The 20,004-nt window shown below is 61.2% G+C and carries 20 protein-coding genes, 1 tRNA gene and 2 pseudogenes; 16 read left to right on the top strand and 7 right to left on the bottom strand.

Annotated elements, in window-relative coordinates; genetic code table 11:
- Positions 1–287 precede the first annotated feature (287 nt).
- Both GGD57_RS01265 and GGD57_RS01260 read left to right on the top strand, forming a co-directional pair.
- On the top strand, positions 288–1,160 hold the full coding sequence (locus tag GGD57_RS01265; RefSeq protein WP_184466501.1) for a transglutaminase family protein: 873 nt from the start codon (positions 288–290) through the stop codon (positions 1,158–1,160).
- 105 nt (positions 1,161–1,265) lie between these two features.
- Positions 1,266–2,084 carry a transglutaminase-like domain-containing protein gene (locus GGD57_RS01260; RefSeq protein WP_184466083.1) on the top strand — a complete coding sequence of 273 codons (819 nt, stop codon included), beginning with the start codon at positions 1,266–1,268 and terminating at the stop codon, positions 2,082–2,084.
- Positions 2,085–2,099: 15 nt separating this feature from the next.
- Here GGD57_RS01260 and GGD57_RS01255 read toward each other — a convergent pair whose 3' ends face one another.
- Positions 2,100–2,324, bottom strand: a complete 225-nt coding sequence (locus GGD57_RS01255; RefSeq protein WP_010035073.1) for an alkylphosphonate utilization protein — start codon at positions 2,322–2,324, stop codon at positions 2,100–2,102.
- Between GGD57_RS01255 and GGD57_RS29055 the strand changes: the two genes are divergently transcribed.
- On the top strand, positions 2,323–2,934 hold the full coding sequence (locus GGD57_RS29055; RefSeq protein ID WP_246713522.1) for a hypothetical protein: 612 nt from the start codon (positions 2,323–2,325) through the stop codon (positions 2,932–2,934). The two genes, GGD57_RS01255 and GGD57_RS29055, sit on opposite strands and share 2 nt — an antisense overlap.
- A gap of 412 nt (positions 2,935–3,346) precedes the next feature.
- On the opposite strand, the gene GGD57_RS01245 is transcribed toward GGD57_RS29055, so the two are convergent.
- From GGD57_RS01245 to GGD57_RS29050, 3 genes are all read right to left on the bottom strand, one after another.
- A tRNA-Ser gene (locus tag GGD57_RS01245) sits at positions 3,347–3,436 on the bottom strand.
- A 169-nt stretch (positions 3,437–3,605) separates the two neighbouring features.
- Positions 3,606–3,731: a hypothetical protein gene (locus GGD57_RS29360; protein WP_281423709.1), complete on the bottom strand. Its 126-nt coding sequence runs from the start codon at positions 3,729–3,731 to the stop codon at positions 3,606–3,608.
- Between the two features lie 140 nt (positions 3,732–3,871).
- A complete protein-coding gene (locus tag GGD57_RS29050) occupies positions 3,872–4,345 on the bottom strand; it encodes a hypothetical protein (protein WP_246713521.1) in 474 nt (157 codons plus the stop codon).
- Between the two features lie 289 nt (positions 4,346–4,634).
- Here GGD57_RS29050 and GGD57_RS01235 point away from each other — a divergent pair, with 289 nt between their 5' ends.
- The 4 genes from GGD57_RS01235 (at position 4,635) to GGD57_RS01220 (ending at position 8,842) form a co-directional block, all read left to right on the top strand.
- A complete protein-coding gene (locus GGD57_RS01235) occupies positions 4,635–5,741 on the top strand; it encodes a septal ring lytic transglycosylase RlpA family protein (RefSeq protein WP_184466081.1) in 1,107 nt (368 codons plus the stop codon).
- 73 nt (positions 5,742–5,814) lie between these two features.
- Positions 5,815–7,008 (top strand): D-alanyl-D-alanine carboxypeptidase family protein, encoded by a 1,194-nt coding sequence (locus GGD57_RS01230; RefSeq protein ID WP_184466079.1) that lies wholly within the window; start codon positions 5,815–5,817, stop codon positions 7,006–7,008.
- A 135-nt stretch (positions 7,009–7,143) separates the two neighbouring features.
- Positions 7,144–7,824: a dTMP kinase gene (gene tmk, locus GGD57_RS01225; protein WP_184466497.1), complete on the top strand. Its 681-nt coding sequence runs from the start codon at positions 7,144–7,146 to the stop codon at positions 7,822–7,824.
- Positions 7,817–8,842 carry a DNA polymerase III subunit delta' gene (locus tag GGD57_RS01220; protein ID WP_184466077.1) on the top strand — a complete coding sequence of 342 codons (1,026 nt, stop codon included), beginning with the start codon at positions 7,817–7,819 and terminating at the stop codon, positions 8,840–8,842. Before tmk ends, GGD57_RS01220 begins: the two co-directional genes overlap by 8 nt.
- 1 nt (position 8,843) lies before the next feature.
- On the opposite strand, the gene GGD57_RS01215 is transcribed toward GGD57_RS01220, so the two are convergent.
- Positions 8,844–9,632, bottom strand: coding sequence for a sulfite exporter TauE/SafE family protein (locus GGD57_RS01215; RefSeq protein WP_184466075.1), 789 nt, complete (start codon positions 9,630–9,632; stop codon positions 8,844–8,846).
- A 234-nt stretch (positions 9,633–9,866) separates the two neighbouring features.
- Here GGD57_RS01215 and metG point away from each other — a divergent pair, with 234 nt between their 5' ends.
- Genes metG through GGD57_RS01200 form a run of 3 tightly spaced genes read left to right on the top strand, consistent with a single transcriptional unit; the run spans position 9,867 to position 13,033 of the window.
- Entirely contained in the window at positions 9,867–11,417 is a 1,551-nt protein-coding gene (gene metG / locus GGD57_RS01210) for a methionine--tRNA ligase (protein ID WP_184466073.1), read from the top strand.
- A gap of 4 nt (positions 11,418–11,421) precedes the next feature.
- Positions 11,422–12,204, top strand: a complete 783-nt coding sequence (locus tag GGD57_RS01205; RefSeq protein WP_184466071.1) for a TatD family hydrolase — start codon at positions 11,422–11,424, stop codon at positions 12,202–12,204.
- A 4-nt stretch (positions 12,205–12,208) separates the two neighbouring features.
- Complete coding sequence (locus GGD57_RS01200; RefSeq protein WP_184466069.1) at positions 12,209–13,033, top strand: MBL fold metallo-hydrolase; 825 nt, start codon at positions 12,209–12,211, stop codon at positions 13,031–13,033.
- Between the two features lie 15 nt (positions 13,034–13,048).
- Here GGD57_RS01200 and GGD57_RS01195 read toward each other — a convergent pair whose 3' ends face one another.
- Positions 13,049–13,657, bottom strand: coding sequence for a TerC family protein (locus tag GGD57_RS01195; protein WP_010065724.1), 609 nt, complete (start codon positions 13,655–13,657; stop codon positions 13,049–13,051).
- Between the two features lie 271 nt (positions 13,658–13,928).
- On the opposite strand from GGD57_RS01195, the gene GGD57_RS01190 reads away from it, so the two are divergent.
- Both GGD57_RS01190 and GGD57_RS01185 read left to right on the top strand, forming a co-directional pair.
- Positions 13,929–14,642, top strand: coding sequence for a hypothetical protein (locus GGD57_RS01190; protein ID WP_184466067.1), 714 nt, complete (start codon positions 13,929–13,931; stop codon positions 14,640–14,642).
- A 76-nt stretch (positions 14,643–14,718) separates the two neighbouring features.
- On the top strand, positions 14,719–15,096 hold the full coding sequence (locus tag GGD57_RS01185) for a hypothetical protein (RefSeq protein WP_085737285.1): 378 nt from the start codon (positions 14,719–14,721) through the stop codon (positions 15,094–15,096).
- Between the two features lie 58 nt (positions 15,097–15,154).
- On the opposite strand, the gene GGD57_RS01180 is transcribed toward GGD57_RS01185, so the two are convergent.
- Positions 15,155–15,679 (bottom strand): PAS domain-containing protein, encoded by a 525-nt coding sequence (locus tag GGD57_RS01180; RefSeq protein WP_184466065.1) that lies wholly within the window; start codon positions 15,677–15,679, stop codon positions 15,155–15,157.
- A 255-nt stretch (positions 15,680–15,934) separates the two neighbouring features.
- Here GGD57_RS01180 and GGD57_RS01175 point away from each other — a divergent pair, with 255 nt between their 5' ends.
- The 4 genes and pseudogenes from GGD57_RS01175 to GGD57_RS01160 all read left to right on the top strand — a co-directional run bounded on the left by GGD57_RS01175 (position 15,935) and on the right by GGD57_RS01160 (position 19,922).
- Positions 15,935–16,627, top strand: coding sequence for a DUF599 domain-containing protein (locus tag GGD57_RS01175; RefSeq protein ID WP_184466063.1), 693 nt, complete (start codon positions 15,935–15,937; stop codon positions 16,625–16,627).
- 102 nt (positions 16,628–16,729) lie between these two features.
- Positions 16,730–16,909: pseudogene (locus GGD57_RS01170) on the top strand (helix-turn-helix domain-containing protein); the annotation flags it as partial.
- Between the two features lie 337 nt (positions 16,910–17,246).
- A pseudogene (locus tag GGD57_RS01165) lies at positions 17,247–17,638 on the top strand (epoxide hydrolase); the annotation flags it as partial.
- 133 nt (positions 17,639–17,771) lie between these two features.
- Positions 17,772–19,922, top strand: a complete 2,151-nt coding sequence (locus GGD57_RS01160) for a mechanosensitive ion channel family protein (RefSeq protein ID WP_184466061.1) — start codon at positions 17,772–17,774, stop codon at positions 19,920–19,922.
- Positions 19,923–20,004 lie beyond the last annotated feature (82 nt).

Here is a 20,004-nt window from a genome sequence, read left to right as displayed (position 1 = left end):
CCAGTTCTGAGCGCGGGCACGAGCGCGAATAATCCGGTATTCGCGACCGCCATAGAGCGAGCCGATTGTCAGCAGAAGTGTCAGAACGTCCCAGATGATATGCATGTTATCCTCTTAGGTTGGACGGCCCTGCCGTCGATCGGTTGATGCACAATAGCAATCTTTCGAATGTGCTTATATGACAAGAAATCGGGATGAGCGGGGAAGCGGGCAGGGCGCTTTCGCAGAGGAGAGGCGGCGCCGCCGCCTTGGAGAAGCACGGTGAACAGATTACCGGACGGCGGGCGATGACAATTTTCTCCGTCCGCCACATCACGTCCTATCGCTATGTCAGGGAGGTCGATTTCGGCGAGCATCGGCTGATGTTCCGGCCGCGCGACAGTTTCGACCAGCGGCTGATCGAAGCGTCGTTGACGACCTATCCCGAGGAAAGTCATGTGCGCTGGATCCACGATGTTTTCGGCAATTGCGTGGCGCTGATCGATATTTCGCGGCCGGCATCCGAGCTTCGTTTCGAAACCTGGATCACGCTCGACCATACGCCGCAGGTCGCCCTGGATCTCAAGGTGGACGACCAGGCCCTGACTTATCCCTTCTCCTACGACAAGGACGAGATTGCCGATCTGACGCCGGCGATGCAGCGCCATTATCCCGACCCCAGCGACGAGGTCGGACGCTGGGCGCGGCAGTTCCTGCGCCGGGGACGTCCGACGGAGACCGGGCATCTGCTGATGACCCTGTGTTACGCCATTCGGGAAAGCTTCGTCTATCGGCGCCGGATGGAGCATGGAACGCAGACGCCGCTGCAGACTTTGCAGCTTCGCTCCGGCACCTGCCGGGATTTTGCGCTTCTGATGATGGAGGCGGCACGCGTGCTCGGCCTCGCGGCGCGCTTTGTCACGGGCTATGTCTATGTTCCCGATCGGGACGGCTCGACCGTGCTCGGCGGCGGCTCCACCCATGCGTGGTGCCAGATTTATCTTCCGGGCGCCGGCTGGGCGGAGTTCGATCCGACCAACGGGATCGTCGGCAACCGCGATCTCATTCGTGTCGCCGTCGCCCGCGATCCGCGCCAGGCCGTGCCGCTGAGCGGCAGCTATGACGGGCATGGAACGGATTTCGACAGCATGACGGTGCAGGTCAACGTCACCACCAGGTGAGCCTGGATTATCCCCAGTTTGGCCGCAGCCGCGGCTGCGGGAACCGGGCAGCGCGATCGACGTTGCATAGTCACGCAGCTATGCGGGGGACGCGAGGAAGCCACAATGAAGATACGCGCCGGGTTTCATCTGGGCTATGAATGCATACAGCCGACACCGATGCTGCTCGTTCTCAACATTCATCCTTCCCGCCGCGCCGATCTTCTCAGCGAGCAGGTCCTGACTTTCGACCGGGCGATCGAGGCCTGGGAATATACCGATGGTTTCGGCAATGCCTGCAGCCGGATCGTCGCCCCGGCGGGAGTAACGACGATCTCCACGCAGTTTGAGATCTACGACAGCGGCCAACCCGACATCGTTCCCGAAGATGCCGTCCAGCACGCGATCAACGACCTGCCGGACGAGGTGCTCGTCTTCCTGCTCGGCAGCCGCTATTGCGACACCGACAGGCTTGCCGATTTCGCCTGGGCAACCTTCTCGTCGACGCCGCTCGGCTGGGCGCGCGTCCAGGCGATCTGCGATTTCGTCCATGACCACATCACCTTCGACTACCTGAAGGCCGACCTGCTGCGGACCGCGCATGGCGGCTTCATCGACAAGGCGGGCGTCTGCCGCGACTTTGCCCATCTCGCCATCGCGCTCTGCCGATGCATGAATATCCCGGCGCGATATTGCACCGGTTATCTCGGCGATATCGGCGTCCCGATCGATCCCAATCCGATGGATTTCAGTGCCTGGTTCGAGGTCTTTCTCGGCGGCCACTGGCACACGGTCGATGCCCGCCACAACACGCCGCGCATCGGCAGGATATTGATGGCGACCGGCCGCGACGCCACCGATGTGGCAATGTCGACGGCTTTCGGCCCGGCAACGCTCGCCCGCTTCGAGGTGATCACCGAGGAGATACCGCAGGAAGGCGATTGATAGGGCGAGGCGGCCCTACGCCTTCTTCAAAAACTCGGTTTTCAGCACCAGGCCTTTGACCTGCTTGGTGTTGCACTCGATCTCACCGGGATTGTCGGTCAGGCGAATGCCCTTCACCAGCGTTCCACGCTTCAGCGTCTCCGAAGTCCCCTTGACCTTGAGGTCCTTGATCAAGGTTACGGAATCGCCGTCGTGAAGCTGGCTTCCGTTGCTGTCTTTTACGATGATGTCGTCGGCCATGATGTCCTCATTTGATGATCCCGGACGGAAAATCATGGCGACAGGGCATAGTCAACCATTACGCCCCGTATCGACCGCATGGGACGACGCTTGCCGCGGCGCCGCGAATCCTCGAAACTGCCGGCGTGCTGCGCGCGGGCTGATCAAGACGGGGTCGCAGACCGGCACTTCGTCCCCGATGCAATCAAGCACCACGGCCATGAGCGAATATCAATATTACGAGTTCCAAGCGATCGACCGCCCCCTCAGCGATGCAGCCGAGTTGCAAGCGCGTGCCGGCGTGATCCGCGATATGCGCAAGCGCAAGGAGGACGAACGGCTGGCGGCGGAACGAAAACGCAAAGAGGCGGAAGAGGCCCGTGCTCGCCGTACGCGGCTGAACGCGCTCATCGAGCGGGGCAATCACGTCTGGCGCGAGATCGAGACCGAAATCGAACGCCGCAATGCCCCCGGTTACATCGCCGCCACCGGCCTCCTCATCGACATGAAAACGATCGCCGACGAAAACGGCGATACCGCCGATTTTATGCGCCGTCTGCATTCGATCCGCGAACGCCACGCTCAGAAGGGGCGCTTCATCGAGCGGCTGAACGCTTCGTTTGGGCTTTGATGCCGTGTCACGCCGGCGGGCCTGAATCCAGGCTGATCGCGACGTATCTCCAGCGACCGAAACTCCAGACCAAGGTCCGATCTATCCCGGACTTTATGCCCATAGCAAACTCACCTGACTGCAATAGGTTTCGCGGCATGAGTCGAGTTGCGGAGTTTTGCAGTGATGAAGATTTTCGTTGTGGGAATGATAGTTACACCGGTTCTCTTCTGGGGTTCTGTCGGCATCCTGGTATATTCGATGCTGTCGTGATCGCGTACGGCGCTTTCTGTGCCCGATTACGATTGTCGTCTGGCAAAGGCTTTTAGTCCGGCTGCACCCAGACCCGACACTGCGTAAGGCGAATGCGATTGCCGCCAATATACGCGATAGGTGTGTGGCAAGCGAATTCCGCAACGAAATCAAGGCAGCATGGCGGAAGAGGTGGGATTCGAACCCACGGTACGGTTTCCCGCACGCCGGTTTTCAAGACCGGTTCCTTAAACCACTCGGACACTCTTCCATCTATCTGAAAAGGTTTAACAATCAACACATGGTTGATTTTCGAAAATCGGCATTTATTCCCGATTTTCTACCCAATCACTCGACCGCTGGCTTTTTAGCAGCTTTGATCGCAGCGTCAACTTGTTCCGCAGTGTTTCCCATGGCGGGCAAGGTGATCTGGGACGGCCTCACTTCGGCTCCGGCTGCTGGATAACAGCTGGGGGCGTGTCGTTCTTCCCGCCGCCTCGATCAAATGGTTTGATGACCAGAATACCGAAGATAGACGCTACCATCACCCCGATGACGATTACCATCAACATCCTCATGGCTTGCTTCAGCACCTCACCCGTCGCTTATTTGCGACTTAACAGATGTCGAAGCGAAACGTTCCGGAACAGGCTATGGACCCGCCCGCGACAGAAGACGGATCAATGCATCGTGAAAATTGGCGTGCCTATTTGAATTTCTTTGCAACCTGATACGACCCCTGTTCCCAAGATCGCAGCTCGCCGGCTTCGCAGCTGTAATTTTCATCCGTTTCAGCAATGCCTATTCCGATTCCGTCGATCTCAGGATCGTTGAACGTCACGTAGATGTCAGCCTTGCTGATTTTTCGCTCCAGGAAATCCTTCAATATGTAATCAAAACACCGGACGTTCTGCTTTGTATTGCTGCGCCGGATGGCGGCCTCGGTTTTGCGATCGATCTTCGAGAGCGGGAGCATGTCTGCCCAGCCCGGCGAGACGAACGCCATTGAGACGGCTGAAATCAGAAGGAAGGTCAAAGGCACTTTCGTCATTTCGGGATTCCGTTTCTGCGCGTGAAGCGGGGCGTCGAAATAGAATTGCTCAACAGGTGATAGCTTGACTTCACCGGGGGGAGCAAGGAGGGCGCCACCGTTCGCACGGCATGTTCCGATCTGTCTCAATTCGGAGCTTTTCCGGCATCGAAAACGTCCTTGCGTTTACCATATGCGCCGCTTCGGCACGAGGACTTCAGGCTCGTTTGCGGCGGCGCAAGGGCAGGGCGGAAAGTCTCGCGTTAGTAATTTATAAACCATAATCATTAGAATTGTCGCTATCGCAGCGAAATCCCTCGTAAATTTGCCACGAACTTAACAAGATTAAAGTCTCGTTAGGCGGGCGGGGATAAGGCGTATTGGCCCAGGATGGGGCAAAGTTCCTTAACCATAACGATCTTTGAGCGGCGTGGGGCATATGAAATTGGGATACGGGGCGGCGTCTTTCGCAACGACAGCACGGTGGCTGGCGATCTCGGCGATGTGTGCGGCGGTTGCGTCGTGCGGCACGACGCAGGCGGTGCCGAAGAAGAAAGCCCACGGCAAAGAATATTTCTCCGAATCCGAATATGGCGTGAAGGCGAGCCCGCGTGTCGCCACCGGCAACAATATCCCCAAGGGCGGCGGCCGCTACATGGTCGGCAACCCCTACGAGGTGAAGGGCAAGTGGTATTACCCGAAGGAAGATTTTTCCTATAACAAGGTCGGCGTCGCCTCCTGGTATGGCTCGGCCTTTCATGGCCGCCTGACGGCGAACGGCGAAGTCTACGACCAGATGCATCTGTCCGCCGCCCATCCGACCTTCCCGCTGCCGAGCTATGCGCGCGTCACCAACCTTGAAAGCGGCTCCTCCGTCATCGTGCGCGTCAACGATCGAGGCCCCTATCACGAAGGCCGCATCATCGACCTGTCCAACAAGACGGCCGACATGCTGGACCTGCAGCACAGCGGCACCGGCAAGGTGCGCGTGCAATATGTCGGTCGCGCCCGCATGGACGGCCACGATATGCCCTATCTGATGGCCTCCTACGTGCCGAAGGGCAGCCGTATTCCCGGCATCAATCCGGAGGGCCAGATCGCAACCGGCGTAATGGTCGCCTCCAACAGCCGCAAGATCACCCGCGACCAGCTGCAGAGTTCGGAAGATTACGAGACGCCGGCCAACGTGCCGGTGCCGATGTCGGCGACCTCCTATGCCGGCTCGACGCCGAGCGCGCGCTACAATGCAGCGCCGGCCGCCGCACCTGCCCTCGCAGCACCCGCCCATGTTCTGGTGGCGCCATCGGCACCCTCCGCCAACAATGCCCAGCAGGCCTTCGACCAGATGGTCGTGCTGCCGGAGATCGGTCCCATGCCCTATGAACGGCCGCTGGGCTCACTCGCACTGGGTTACCAGAACGAGGACGTGAAGACGGTGACCGTCGATCTCGCCTTCGATGCGGTGATGGTGCGCAATGACGGCCTGACGCAGGAGTCGATCCTTGCCTCTGCCAAGCGTCATCAGACCAAATTTGCCGCGCGCTGAGCGCGGCAATTGCATCGGATTTCCTCTCGCTTTAACCTCCTGACGACACGCGTTCGATCGATGGGAATTCTTGATGCTGAAGCCTTTGCTTCGCCTGCTTGTATGCATCATGCCGCTCGCCACTGGAGCAATTGCAGCCGATAGCGGTGCTGCCGGTTTCGCCACCAAGGCGGAGCAGGCCTATATGATCGAGGCCGCCACCGGCACGGTGCTTCTCGCCAAGAACGAGGATCAGAGCTTTTCACCGGCTTCGCTCGCCAAGCTGATGACGATGGATCTCGTCTTCGAGGCGGTGACGAAGGGCCAGATCACCTTCGATACGGAATATCCGGTTTCCGAATATGCCTGGAGAACCGGCGGCGCGCCGTCGCGGACGGCAACGATGTTTGCCAGCCTCAAATCGCGCGTGCGCGTCGAGGACCTGATCAAGGGCGTCGCCATTCAGGGCGCCAATGACAGCTGCATCATCCTTGCCGAGGGCATGGCCGGAACCGAGCAGCAATTTGCCGAGTCGATGACGCGGCGGGCCCGCGAGCTCGGCATGGAGAAGGCCGAGTTCGGCAATTCCACCGGCCTTCCCGATGGAAAGAGCAAAGTGACGGCGCGTGAGATGGTGACGCTGGCCACGGCGCTGCAGCAGTCCTACCCCAAGCTCTATCCCTATTTCGCCCAGCCGGATTTCGAGTGGAACAAGATCTTCCAGCGCAACCGCAACCCGTTGCTCGGGCTCGATCTCGGCGCCGACGGGCTGGCGACCGGTTTTACCGAGGGCGAGGGCTACTCCATCGTCGCGTCGGTTGAGCGCGACGGCAGGCGGCTGTTTCTGGCGCTGGCCGGCATCGCTTCCGACAAGGAGCGGACGGAGGAAGCCAAGCGGGTGCTCGAATGGGGGCTGACCGCCTTCGAGAGCCGGCAGATCTTTGCCGAAAAGGAAGTCATCGGCGCAGCCAGCGTCTATGGCGGCACGGCGCGCACCGTCGATCTCGTCGCCAAGGCGCCGGTCAGCGTCTATATTCCGATCAGCAATCCCGACCGGCTGTCGGCGCGCATCGTCTATCGCTGGCCGCTGACGGCGCCGGTAGAGGCGGATACCCAGGCAGGCACGCTGAGGATTTTCGCAGGGTCGCGGCTGCTCAGGGAAGTGCCGCTCTATACCGTGCAGGCGGTCGGCGAGGGCTCGCTCAGCAGCCGGGCGGTCGACGCCATGCTGGAACTCGGCGAATCGCTGTTCTTCTCCTGGCTCTGGGACAAGTCCGCGCCCGGCTGAACGGCAGGCCTTCCCATGCGTTTTGCTGGGAAAGGTGAATATGTCGCCGCGGCGAAAGGTTTTCCTCCCCGACATCTTCAGATAGATAGAAGAGGTGGGGCGCATATGCGGCGCCTGGAATGCGGGAAGTTGGCATTGTCATCCGGTACGGGATTGTTCGTTACGTTTGAAGGCGGGGAAGGCGCTGGCAAGTCCACGCAGATCCGCCGCCTCGCCGCGGCGCTGAAGGGCGAAGGCCACGACGTGCTGACGACGCGCGAACCGGGCGGATCGCCGGGGGCGGAGGCCGTGCGTCACGTGCTGCTGTCGGGGGCTGCCGAAGCCTACGGTACGCGCATGGAAGCGATCCTCTTTGCTGCCGCGCGCAACGACCATGTCGAAGAGGTGATCCGGCCGGCGCTGACCGCCGGCAAGATCGTGCTTTGCGACCGCTTCATGGATTCTTCGCGTGTCTACCAGGGCATCACCGGCAATCTCGAGCCGGATTTCATCGAGACGCTGCAGCGCATCGCCATTAACGGCGTCACGCCGGATTGCACCGTGATCCTCGACATTCCCGCCAAGATCGGGCTGGAGCGGGCGCAGAAGCGCGCCGCCGCCGATGCACCCGATCGCTTCGAGAAAGAGCGGCTCGAAACGCACGAGAAACGGCGCGAGGCCTTTCTCGATATCGCCGCTCGCGAGCCCGAGCGCTGCCACGTGGTCAGCGCCATGCAGAGCGAGGAGGCGATCGCGGCCGAAATCCTGACAATCGTCCAACAGCTGCTGTCGCCTGCCGATCGTGCCCGAATGCCGGAAGCCGCCCATCATGAGTGAAGAGAGGCCCGGACTGCTCGACGGCGCCATCTGGCCGGGCGAAAATACCAGGCTGTTCGGCCATGCGGAGGCCGAGGCTTTCCTTGCGCAATCATACAGCTCCGGCAAGGGCCATCACGCCATCCTGATCGAGGGGCCGGAAGGCATCGGCAAGGCGACGCTCGCCTTCCGCTTCGCCAATCACGTGCTCTCGCATCCCGATCCCGCCACAGCGCCTGAAACCATCGGCGACCCGGATCCTGCCTCCGCCGTCAGCCGGCAGATCGCCTCCGGCGCCTCGCATAATCTGCTGCATCTTGCCCGGCCGGTGGATGAAAAGACCGGCAAGGTGAAATCGGCGATCACCGTCGACGAAGTGCGCCGTGCCGGCAAGTTCTTCTCGCAGACCTCGGGCACCGGCAATTGGCGGATCGTCATCATCGATCCGGCCGACGACATGAACCGCAATGCGGCCAACGCCATCCTGAAGATCCTCGAAGAACCGCCGAAACGGGCGCTGTTCCTGGTGCTCTCGCATGCGCCGGGACGACTGCTGCCGACCATCCGCTCGCGCTGCCTGCCGCTGAAACTGGCGCCGCTTTCCGACGACGCGCTGCTGGCGGCCCTTGCCCATCTCGGCCTGTCAGGCGAGGGCGGGGCGCTGCTTTCCGCTGCCAAGGGCAGCGTCGGCGAGGCACTGAAACTGTTGAACTACGGCGGCGGCGAGATCATCGCCGCCTATGACGAGATGCTTGCCGCCGAAGGGCCGACGGCCCGTAAGGCGATGCATCGGCTGGCCGACGCGCTTTCGGGCCGGGAAAGCGACACGATCTTCGATTTCTTCGTCAACCATGTCGGCGACGACATCATGAACCGGGCGCGCGCAGCGGCAGGCGAAGGGCGGATCACCGCGGCGGAACGGCTGGCGCGGCTCTATTCCGAGATCACCGAGCGGCTGACCATCTCCGATGCCTATAATCTCGACCGCAAGCAGACGATCATCGGCATTCTCGCCGACATCAAGCAGCCGGGCCTGTAGGTCAGCTGGCCAGCAGCTTCCAAGCGACGACGGCAAGGGTGGCGGCAAGGACGATGCGGATGGTGCGTTCGTGCAGCTTCGGCGCCAAAAGGCTGCCGATGATGATGCCGGGGATAGAACCGACAAGCAGGGCAAACAGCATCGGCCAGTCGATCTCGCCGATCAGCCAGTAACCCATGCCGCCGATCAGTGTCAGCGGCACTGCATGGACGATATCGGAACCGACAATCTCGCGCACATCGAGCCTGGGATAAAGGACGAGCAGGATCGTCACGCCCAGCGCGCCGGCGCCGACCGAGGTCAAGGTGACGAGAACGCCGAGCAGGAACCCGAGTGCGACGGTGAGGGTGAGGATAACCGCCGGCCGCGGCGGCGTGCGATCGCCAATGGCGCGGCGTGCCAATTCGAGGATCGGGCCCCGGAAGACCAGCATGATCGCGGTCATGACGAGAAGCCAGCCAAGTGCTGTGGTGATCGTATTGGTGACGCCGATGCTCTTGCGGTCGACGCCCGCCAGCAGCCAGAGCATCAGCAGGGCGGCGGGCACGCTGCCGACGGCAAGGCCGCCGACGATCTTCCAGTTGATGCGCCCGTGCGCGCCGTGAACGGCGGTGCCGGCCGTCTTGGTGATCGCCGCGTAGAGAAGATCGGTGCCGACCGCGGTGGCGGGATGGACGCCGAAGAGCAGCACCAGCAGCGGGGTCATCAGTGAACCGCCACCAACGCCGGTGATGCCGACGAGCGCGCCGACGAAGAGGCCCGAAAGCGAATAGAGAGGCTCGAATGTCAAGCAAGCGCCTCCGACGGCGCGCGGCCACGACTATCCCGGTAGATGAAAACTGGCACTTGCTTCTGTTCCGCCCTCTTTTTCATGAGGGGTAGATTGCGGCTCAAGCTGAGTCAAGTTCACCGTGCCCACCTCCCGGAAATCATTGGCGAGGGTAAAACTTGATGTTTCGCTTGACGGTGACATGCGCTAAGAGCGGCTGACCATTTTTATAGAGTTAGCCGGACATTGGCCGCCATGACAGACAAGACACCCTTCTACATCACCACCGCGATTTCCTATCCCAACGGCAAGCCGCATATCGGCCATGCCTATGAGCTGATCGCGACGGATGCGATGGCGCGCTACCAGCGCCTGGACGGCAAGGACGTGTTCTTCCTGACCGGCACCGACGAACACGGCCAGAAGATGCAGCAGACGGCACGTGGCGAGGGGATCACCGCGCAGGCGCTTGCCGATCGCAACTCCGGCGAATTCCAGGCGATGGCCAAGCTGCTCAACGCCTCGAATGACGACTTCATCCGCACCACGCAGGAGCGTCATCACGAGACATCGCGCAACATCTGGAACCTGATGGCCGACAATGGCGACATCTACAAGGACAGCTATGCCGGCTGGTACTCGGTGCGCGACGAGGCCTATTATCAGGAAAACGAGACGGAGCTGCGCGCCGACGGCGTGCGCTACGGGCCGCAAGGCACGCCCGTCGAATGGGTGGAAGAGGCGAGCTATTTCTTCAAGCTCTCCGAATACCAGGAGAAGCTGCTTGCCCATTACGAGGCGAACCCGGATTTCATCGGTCCGGCCGAGCGCCGCAATGAGGTGATCTCCTTCGTCAAGTCGGGCCTGAAAGACCTGTCGGTCTCGCGCACGACCTTCGACTGGGGCATCAAGGTGCCGAACGATCCCTCCCATGTCATGTATGTCTGGGTCGACGCGCTGACCAACTACATCACCGCGACCGGCTATATCGAAGACAAGAACGGCCCGCGGGCGAAATACTGGCCGGCCGACGTGCACATCATCGGCAAGGACATCATCCGCTTTCATGCCGTCTATTGGCCGGCCTTCCTGATGTCGGCAAAGCTGCCGTTGCCGAAGCGGGTGTTTGCCCATGGCTTCCTGCTCAACAAGGGCGAGAAGATGTCGAAGTCGCTCGGCAACGTCGTCGATCCCGTCAATCTGGTGAACCATTTCGGCCTCGACCAGGTTCGCTACTTCTTCCTGCGCGAAGTCTCCTTCGGCCAGGACGGCAGCTACAGCGAAGAGGCGATCGGCATCCGCATCAATTCCGACCTTGCCAACGGCATCGGCAATCTCGCCAGCCGCTCGCTGTCGATGATCGTCAAGAACTGCGACGGCAAGATCCCGGAATGCGGGCCGCTTAGCGACGAGGACAAGGCGATGCTGGCCCAGGCCGACGCGCTGCATGCCTCGACGCGCGAGGACATGGGTAAACAGCAGATCCACCGGGCGCTCGCCTCGATCATCGCGGTGGTTTCCGAGACCGACCGTTATTTCGCCGGCCAGGCGCCGTGGGCGCTGAAGAAGACCGATCCGGAGCGGATGGGCACGGTGCTCTATGTCACCGCCGAAGTCGTGCGCCAGATCGCCATCCTGCTGCAGCCCTTCATGCCGGAATCATCCGGCAAGCTGCTCGACCGGGTCGCGGCACCGAAAGACAAACGCGACTTCGCCGCTCTTGGGCCGGCCGGCCGTCTCGTTGCCGGAACGCCGCTCGAAGCGCCGACGCCGGTCTTCCCGCGCTACGTGGCTCCGGAGGCTTGAGGCCGTGCTGATCGATACGCATTGCCATCTGGATTTCGCCGATTTCGAGGCGGAGCGCGACGAGATTGTCGCGCGCGCCCATCAGGCCGGCGTCAGGCAGATGGTGACGATCTCGACACGGGTGCGCAAGCTCGACGCCCTTCTTGCGATCACCGAGAAATATCCTTCGGTGTTCTGCTCGGTCGGCACGCATCCGAACAATGCCGACGAAGAGCTTGATGTCCAGACGGAAGATCTGGTCCGCTTGGCGAACGCCCATGAGAAGGTCGTCGCCATCGGCGAGGCCGGCCTCGACTATTTCTACGACACGCAGAAGCCCGAGGACCAGCAGACCGGCTTCCGCCGCCATATCGCCGCGGCGCGCGAGACCCGGCTGCCGCTCGTCATCCACAGCCGCAGCGCCGATGAAGACATGGCCGCGATCCTGACCGAGGAAACCGGGAAGGGGGCCTTCCCCTTCATCCTGCACTGCTTCTCGGCCGGCCCGGAACTGGCGCAGACCGGCGTTGCGCTCGGCGGCTACATCTCCTTCTCCGGCATCCTGACCTTCCCGAAATCGGAAGAGCTGCGGGAGATCGCCAAGACGATCCCTCGGGATCGGCTGCTGGTGGAAACGGACGCGCCGTATCTGGCGCCGAAGCGCTGGCGCGGCAAGCGCAATGAACCGTCCTATGTCGTCAACACCGCCGAGGTGCTCGCCGAGACGATCGGCCTTTCCTATGCAGAGGTCGCGCGGATCACGACGGAGAACGCATTGCGGCTGTTTACGAAGATGCCGAGGGTCTGAGAGCGTGCTCTATCGGCGGCGCTTCACCATTCTCGGCTGTTCGTCGTCACCCGGCGTACCGCGCATCACCGGCGACTGGGGCGCCTGCAATCCCGACAATCCGAAGAACCGGCGTACGCGCGCCGCCTTCATGGTGCAGCAATTTGCGCAGGATGGCGGTGTCACCACCGTGGTCATCGACACCGGGCCGGATTTTCGCGAGCAGATGATCAGGGCAGGGGCCGACCATGTCGATGCCGTGCTCTACAGCCATCCGCATGCGGACCATATTCATGGCATCGACGATCTGCGCGGCTATTTTCACAATACGCGCCGCCGGGTGCCGATCTTTGCCGACCAGTTTACGATGGACAGGCTGCGTGACGCTTTCGGCTATTGCCTGGAAACGCCGCCGGGCAGCAATTATCCGCCGATCGTGCTGCCTGTCGTCATCGAAAACCTCGACGAACCCGTCGAAATCCGCGGCCCCGGCGGCAAAATACAGTTTCATCCGCATATTCAGCAGCACGGCGATATCCACTCGCTCGGTTTTCGGATCGGCGATGTGGCTTATTGCAGCGATATCAGCGATTTTCCGCCGCAGACCGTCGACAAGCTTCAAAATCTCGATGTGCTGATTATCGACGCGCTGCAATATACGTATCATCCGAGCCATCTGTCGCTGGAACAGTCGCTCGACTGGATCGGCCGGCTGAAGCCGAAACGGGCGATCCTCACCCATATGCACACGCCGCTCGATTACGACGTGGTGATGGCCGAGACGCCGGACCATGTGGTGCCGGCCTATGACCAGATGAGCTTCGAAACCGAGGTCAGGATCGAGGCCTGAGCCCCGATCCCACGGTTACTTTACGTAGGGCATAACCTCGACGGCGCCGCGATAGATCATGTCGAGCGAGACGTAGAGGATGATCAGCAAGCCGACATAGGCGATCCAGCGATGGTTGTTGAGCAGCCGGGCGATCAGGTTGGCGGCGATGCCCATCAGCGCGATCGACAGGGCAAGGCCGACCATCAGCACGCTCGGATGCTCACGCGCGGCACCGGCGACGGCCAGCACGTTGTCGAGCGACATGGAGACGTCGGCAATGACGATCTGTGTCGCCGCCTGGAAGAAGGTCTTCTTCGGCGCGTGTTCGGCGCCCGCCGCGTCGTGGCTTTCGCCGTGGCCGGCGCGAAGCTCACGCCACATCTTCCAGCAGACCCACAGCAGCAGAAGTCCGCCGGCCAGCAGCAGACCGACGATCGCCAGCAGATAGACCGCAACGCTGGCAAAGAGAATGCGCAGGACGGTCGCGGCCGCAATGCCGACGATGATCGCCTTGCGGCGCTGCGTGGCCTCGAGACCGGCAGCCGCAAGACCGATAACCACGGCGTTGTCGCCGGCGAGAACGAGGTCGATAGCAATGACCTGCAGCAAAGCCGTCAGGCCGGCTGCCGTAAAGATGTCCATATGAAATATCCCCAATGCGTCAAGAGCCGTGCTAGCGTCTCGACGGTTTGACGTCAACCGCTGGCGGTGCCGCCGGACAACGATCCACGGGGCCAAACCGTTCCTCAATTCGCTATCGACGAGCCACTGAAAGCGCGGGCAGGCAGTGCCGCCGATGCCCGTCTCTCTGTCTCGTATTCGCTTGGAACATTCCTGCTATCCGCCGGTTTTCCGGTCAGGGAACCAGACGTCGGGTCGACGGCCTGGCTCTATGCATCGAGAGGAGATTCCCATGAGCAACATTCACAGCGATAGCCATTCGGCCTTTTCAGGCGCGGCAGGCGGCAGCAGCCTCACCGCATTTTTCGACAGCCGATCGGAAGCCGAATCCGCCGTCTCCCGTCTGGAGGACGCCGGTGTGCCGGTTGCGAGAATAAGGCTGATGCCGGGCTATGAGGCGGACGGGAAAAATGCCGGGGCCATGAGCGATGACCGCAGCGGCTTTTTCGACGCGCTGGCAGACTTCTTCTTCCCCGACGAGGATCGTGCGGTCTACGCAGAAGGGCTGAGGCGAGGCGGCTTCCTCGTTCAGGTCAATGATATCGATGACGCGCTCTATGAGACGGTCCATGATATCCTGGACGACGAGGGCAGCATCGACATGGATGAGCGGGCGGATCTCTGGGCGTCGGAGGACGGGACAGAAAGCGGATCCAACAGCAGTTTTGCCGGCCAGACCTCTGGCGGCAAAGCGTCGGATGATCTTGCCGTCTCGGAGAACGCGCTCGACGAGCGGCCATCGTCGGTTTCCGGCAGTGTTGCGTCCGGCGGCATGCGCCCGATGGCGATGCGAGACAGCACGCATGGAAGCGCCAAGGTGCGCGCCTACACCTTCAGCGGTGATCCCGCATCAGCGACCGACGCCAATCGCCCGTCTCAGGGCCAATCACAAACTCAGTCGCAAGGCGGAGCTCATCAGAGCCAGGGGTTCCGACGCGACCACTGATGCAGCGAAGCAAGCCCAGGCTCGGCTGGAATGCCGAGCCTCATCTCAATGCGCATTTCTATTCGAGGATATGTCCATGCAGTCATCTGTCAACCGCGACGGTCGCCTTCCTGATCCCGACGAGCTGATCGCAGAGGGTGAGCCGCCTTTTGCAGATGCCGCCGTGCCGACCGCGCGTGAAAAAGCCGATCAGGATCTGACCGCCCTGCAGCAGGAGTTAAGGCTGCTGAAGGCCCGGATCGGCGTATTGCGCGAGGACGCCGAGGCGGCGCTGAAAGCCAAGGCAAGATCGGTCGATTCCGACGCCCACGTCCAACTCGGCGACTATCCCTGGCTGAAACTTGCCGCGGCGATCACTGCAACCTTCGTTGCTGCCAGAGTTGTTCGGAGTATTCCGTTCGCGGTCATGCTCACCGGGTTTGCCGGGCATCTCTCGGAGGCAAGACGGCTGTGACGGAGACCCGGAAGGCGGGCAACGGGGTTCGGATCATCGGCACTGCTGCGTGGTGGAATCAATGAACCGCCACGGGGCCGGAAGCTGTCGGCTTGGCAAGCTCTTTCAGAATTGCTTCAAGCGCATCGGCCGTCGCTTGCAGGCCGGACGACTGTGCGATTTTCAATGCCTCCCGGCAGTGAGCCGTCAATTCGTCTGGCTGGGCGTGATCCGTCGTCTGAAAGACGATGCCCGCATAATGCGACGGGTTGCCGGTTTCATTCCTGAAGCACCGACCGAAGGCAGCCACGGTTATTATTTGCCCGCTTCGATCAAACACCCGGTAGTCGCAGCGGTACGGATCACCGGTAATCACCGCATCTGAAATCGCCTTGGCCACGGATGGCTTGTCGTCCGGATGAATTCGGTCGAGGTATTTTATAACAGGCAGTCCCGAAATGGTCTGTTTCGGATCGAGCCCAAAGAGGATTGCCAGCGCCGAATCCGCATAAACCGTGTCGGTCGCCAAATCCCATGTAAAGATGCCAGGCTCTTCGGAAAGAGGAAATTCGGGCGTTCCAAAGGCTCCTTTGACAAGGTTCATTCCGCATCCCCCAGTCTGCGCGCCGATGATCACGCCAGCCCGGCTCTTGAGCGACCGCAACGCTCGATCAAAGACAGGAGGGCAACCATTTCGCCCCCCAATCATACCCCCGTTTCCACTGGACGCAACTGAACGCATTCGAAGCCCGACCAGGGCTTCCTCGCCTGGGAACGGCGCCGGGACGGTGATCTCGCTTGGAGCTGCCGCCGCCTCGAAGTAGTGTTTCAGTGAATCCAGATTCAGTTCGGGGGCACCATGGATTTTCTGAACGTCGCGGCGATCGTTTTCTTCCTTTTCGTCTGGGTCGCGCTCGAGCCTTTGATGGCAATGGGATGGCCGCGGAAGAACGACAGTCTTTCCGTCGACATGGTGCGGATTCGTACGGCCTGGATGCGTGAGGTGCTGACGCGCGACAATAATTTCATCGGCGACGCCGCGATCCTCGGACACACGATCAATTCGGCATCCTTCTTCGGATCGGCCAATCTCATCGTCATCGTCGGGCTCAGCGGCGCGCTGTTCATGGAACCGAACTATGGAGCGGGTGGCGGGCTGATCGCGATGTTTGCGGCTCAGGATCCCGCCTGGTTTTTCCAATGCAAGGTGCTGCTGGTGATGGCCACGCTGCTGCGAGGTCTATCCGATTTCATATGGGCGGTCCGTCAGATCAACTATTGCCTGGCGGCGATCGGGGCGAGCCCCTCGCGCGATGAAGACAGGGACATCGTCAGCTGGACAAATGCGCTGACCCTGGTTTTGAACCCCGCGCTTCGATCGTTCAGCGTCGGTGTCCGGTCTTACTACTTCACCTTCGCAGCCGCCTTCTGGTTTCTCGGGCCGATCCCCTTTGCTGTGGCGACCGTGCTCAGCATCGGCATGCTGATCTGGCGTCAATCCTGGTCGGATGCTGCAAAAGGGATCATGGCCATACGCAAGCTGCTCGACTAGAACCGAGCCTTCCGTCGGGCTGAAGCGGCATTTGTTCGGGACCGTGTGCAGCCGCGCGCCCCGAAGGGCAAGACAGAAGCGGTATCTTATGGGCGGTGTCCGATGGATCGTCTCGAAGCAATGCGCATATTGCTGGCCGTCGTCGGCGCCGGGAGCATCTCAGCCGGCAGCAGGCGGCTGAACGCGCCTTTGCCCAGCGTCAGCCGCAAAGTGGCGGACCTCGAACGCCATCTCGGCGCAAACCTGATCGTCCGCACCAGCCGCAATCTTCAGCTCACCGATAGGGTTCCCGACGAGCTGGTGTCTGGCGCGCTCCCATCCCCCGCATTTGACGGCCCACTACAGCCCATCCCTATCGTCTACGCCGGCCAGGGGATTGTGGAGCTGAAGAAACGCGTTTTGTCGACTGAGCTTTGCCACGATCGCGCCCATCATTTAGTTTGCAGGATAAATCAATATAAATCTGGATGATGTGCGGATTTCTTCGACCATATTTTCCGAATTCCGAAGATGTGGAAAGTGGGCGATCCCGACAGGATATCGATTTTCGCACCGATCGTGACGGCGAATTCTTCGGCTCATCGACAGCCAGCTGCAGAACGGGGAGGGCGGCGATAGCGGCATTGCGGATTTTCCGGTCGGACTCGCCGCCTGGCTTTACGAAGATCGCCGACTGGGTGTTCACCCCAGGCGATCCCGAACAGGCGCTTGGCAAGGATGCCATTCTCGACAACATCACGCTTTACCGACTGACGAACACCGGCCCCTCGAGCGGCCGTATCTATTGGCAAAATGCCATGGCCGGCGCCAAACTCACCGCCGTCAAAGTGCCGGTCGCCGTGACGATATTCCCCGGAGAGGTCTACAAGCCGCCACAGCACTGGTTGTCGAGGACCTATCAGAAGCTGATCTACTACAGCCGCGTCTCCAGGGGCGGCCACTTCGCGGCGTTGGAAACCGGTACTTTTCAGTCAGGAGATCAGGGCAGGGTTCAAGACAGTGCGTTCATAAGCAGGGGCAACCGCCAACTTTGCCTCCGCCCGACAAGTTCGTCGATTGACGTTGATTGTGCAACGCTTCACAAAGTCGGAAGTTGCGACCAACCAGGCAGACGCGACGACAACTTCGCGGAGATCACGGCTACATGCGCACCAACGACAACCGTCATTTCTTCGGCAGAATGTCCACATTCCTGACGGTGGTGTTGTCAACGCTTCTGCTCGCCGGTGCAAACCCCGTGCCGGCGGCCGAAGCGACCAATTCCTCGGCGCCGATCCGGGTTATCATCGAATTGCCGAATGACGATGCCGGACGCGCGCTGGTCAACCGGATCGTTCCCGGCAATCAGCAACCGGCTGAGCCGACAGCGGCCCCGCAAGAGGCGCCACCGCCGTCGATTGCCACCTCACTCCAGGATTTGCGCCAGAGGCTGCTCGCACTCGTCAATGCAGTGCCAACCCTCCCGGGGCAGATCCAGGCGGCAGTTCGCGCCTTCAAAACGGATAATCATATCGACCCTGTCGGCCTGATCCTGGCGGTTGCACTCTTCGTCGCAGGCGGTTTTATCGCGCAGCGGCTTGCCTGGTGGTCGGGGCGAGGGCTTCTCCATTTCGTGCTGACCGCGCCTGCCGACACCGTCCGGCAGCGGATCAAGCTGCATGCGGCCCGGCTTTCGATGGGTGTCCTCGCGTTGATCGGTTACCTGATCGGAAGCCTCGGCGCATTCATTCTCTTTCCATGGCCTGCCGTGTTTCGCGATGTCGCACTCATCCTGCTGTCAGCCGCGCTGATGGTGCGCCTCGGCGTGCTTGTCGGCCGCATCGTCATCGCGCCGGGCGCCCGCCTGCCGCATATGCGGCTTTTGACGCTTGTCACGTCGCTTGCCTGGTTCTGGTACTACTGGCTTCTCGGAATCGTCTCGGTGCTGGCGGCCGGCTGGGCTACCATCGAAGTGATAAAGACGATCGGGGCTTCGCCCATCCTGGTCGACCTCTTTACCGCGGCCTGGCTTGCTGTCGTTTCGATCGCGCTGGTCGCGATGATCTGGCTGCGGCAGTTTCGTTCCGACGGCCCGCCGGTGAACCGGCTGGTCTGTGTCGGCTTCAGTGCGGGCATCGTGCTATCGTGGCTGTTATGGGTATCCGGGCTCCGCGCTGCTTTCTGGACGGTGGTCGTCATCGCGCTTCTGCCGCTGACCGTTTCCGTGGCCCGCGATATTATTCGTCGCATCATACAATCCGGCGGCGAGCACGCCGTGGAAGATCCGGCCATCGTCGGATGGTCTGTCGTCATCATGCAAACCCTGCGCAACGGCCTCATCGTGGTCGCCGCGCTGCTCATTGCCCGCTCGTGGAACGTCAATCTCAGCGACCTCGCCGCCGCCGAAACGGTGACGACGCGTTTGATCCGCGCCGGAATCCGCATCGTTATCGTGTTGCTGGTGACCGACGTCATCTGGAAGCTCGCCAGCACGCTGATCGACAGCCAGATGGCGGCGGCGGCGAGAAGTGCAGAGGCGGGGCACCACGACGGCCCCGAAGCGCGCCGGCGTCAGCGGTTGAACACTCTGCTTCCCATCCTGCGCAATGTGCTGTTCCTGGCGATCGGGGCCGTCGGCTTCCTGATGATCCTCGATGCCATCGGCATTCAGATCGGACCGCTGCTGGCCGGCGCCGGCGTCGTCGGCATAGCCGTCGGCTTCGGTGCACAGACACTCGTCAAGGACATCATATCGGGCGTCTTTTATCTGTTCGACGACGCCTTTCGCATCGGCGAATATATTCAGGCGGCGAAATATAAAGGGACGGTGGAGGGGTTCTCGCTGCGATCGATCCGTCTGCGACACCACCGCGGCCCGGTCACCATCGTTCCGTTCGGCGAACTCGGCGCCGTGCAAAACCTCAGCCGCGACTGGGTGATCGACATCATCACGCTCACCTTGAATTACGACAGCGATCTCGAGGAGGTCCGCAAAACCATCAAACGCATCGGCGCCGAGCTTCTGGAGGATGCCGAACTCGGGCCCAACATCATCGAGCCTCTGAAGATGCAGGGAATTGAGCAGATGGCGGACTATGGCGTGCAGATCCGTCTGAAGTTCATGGCCAAACCCGGCGAACAATTCGGCGTTCGCCGAAAGGCACTCGCCATGCTCAAGAAGACATTCGCGGAAAAAGGAATCCAGTTTGCAACTCCGACGGTTCACGTTTCGGGCGGACCGGCCGAAGCAGCAGCGTCCGCGGCCGCATCGGAGCTGCAGAGGCCAGCAAAGGTCATCCCAACACTTCAGGAATAGCCACAGGCGCGCTTCGCCGGGAGCCCGCAAAGCATCCGCCACGGAGTTCGATGTGCTGGGTCGTCAAGACGCAAATTCGAAT

This window comes from Rhizobium esperanzae (assembly GCF_014197615.1).
GTDB classification, from domain to species: Bacteria; Pseudomonadota; Alphaproteobacteria; order Rhizobiales; family Rhizobiaceae; genus Rhizobium; species Rhizobium esperanzae_A.
This window is presented reverse-complemented; position numbering and strand designations above follow the sequence as displayed.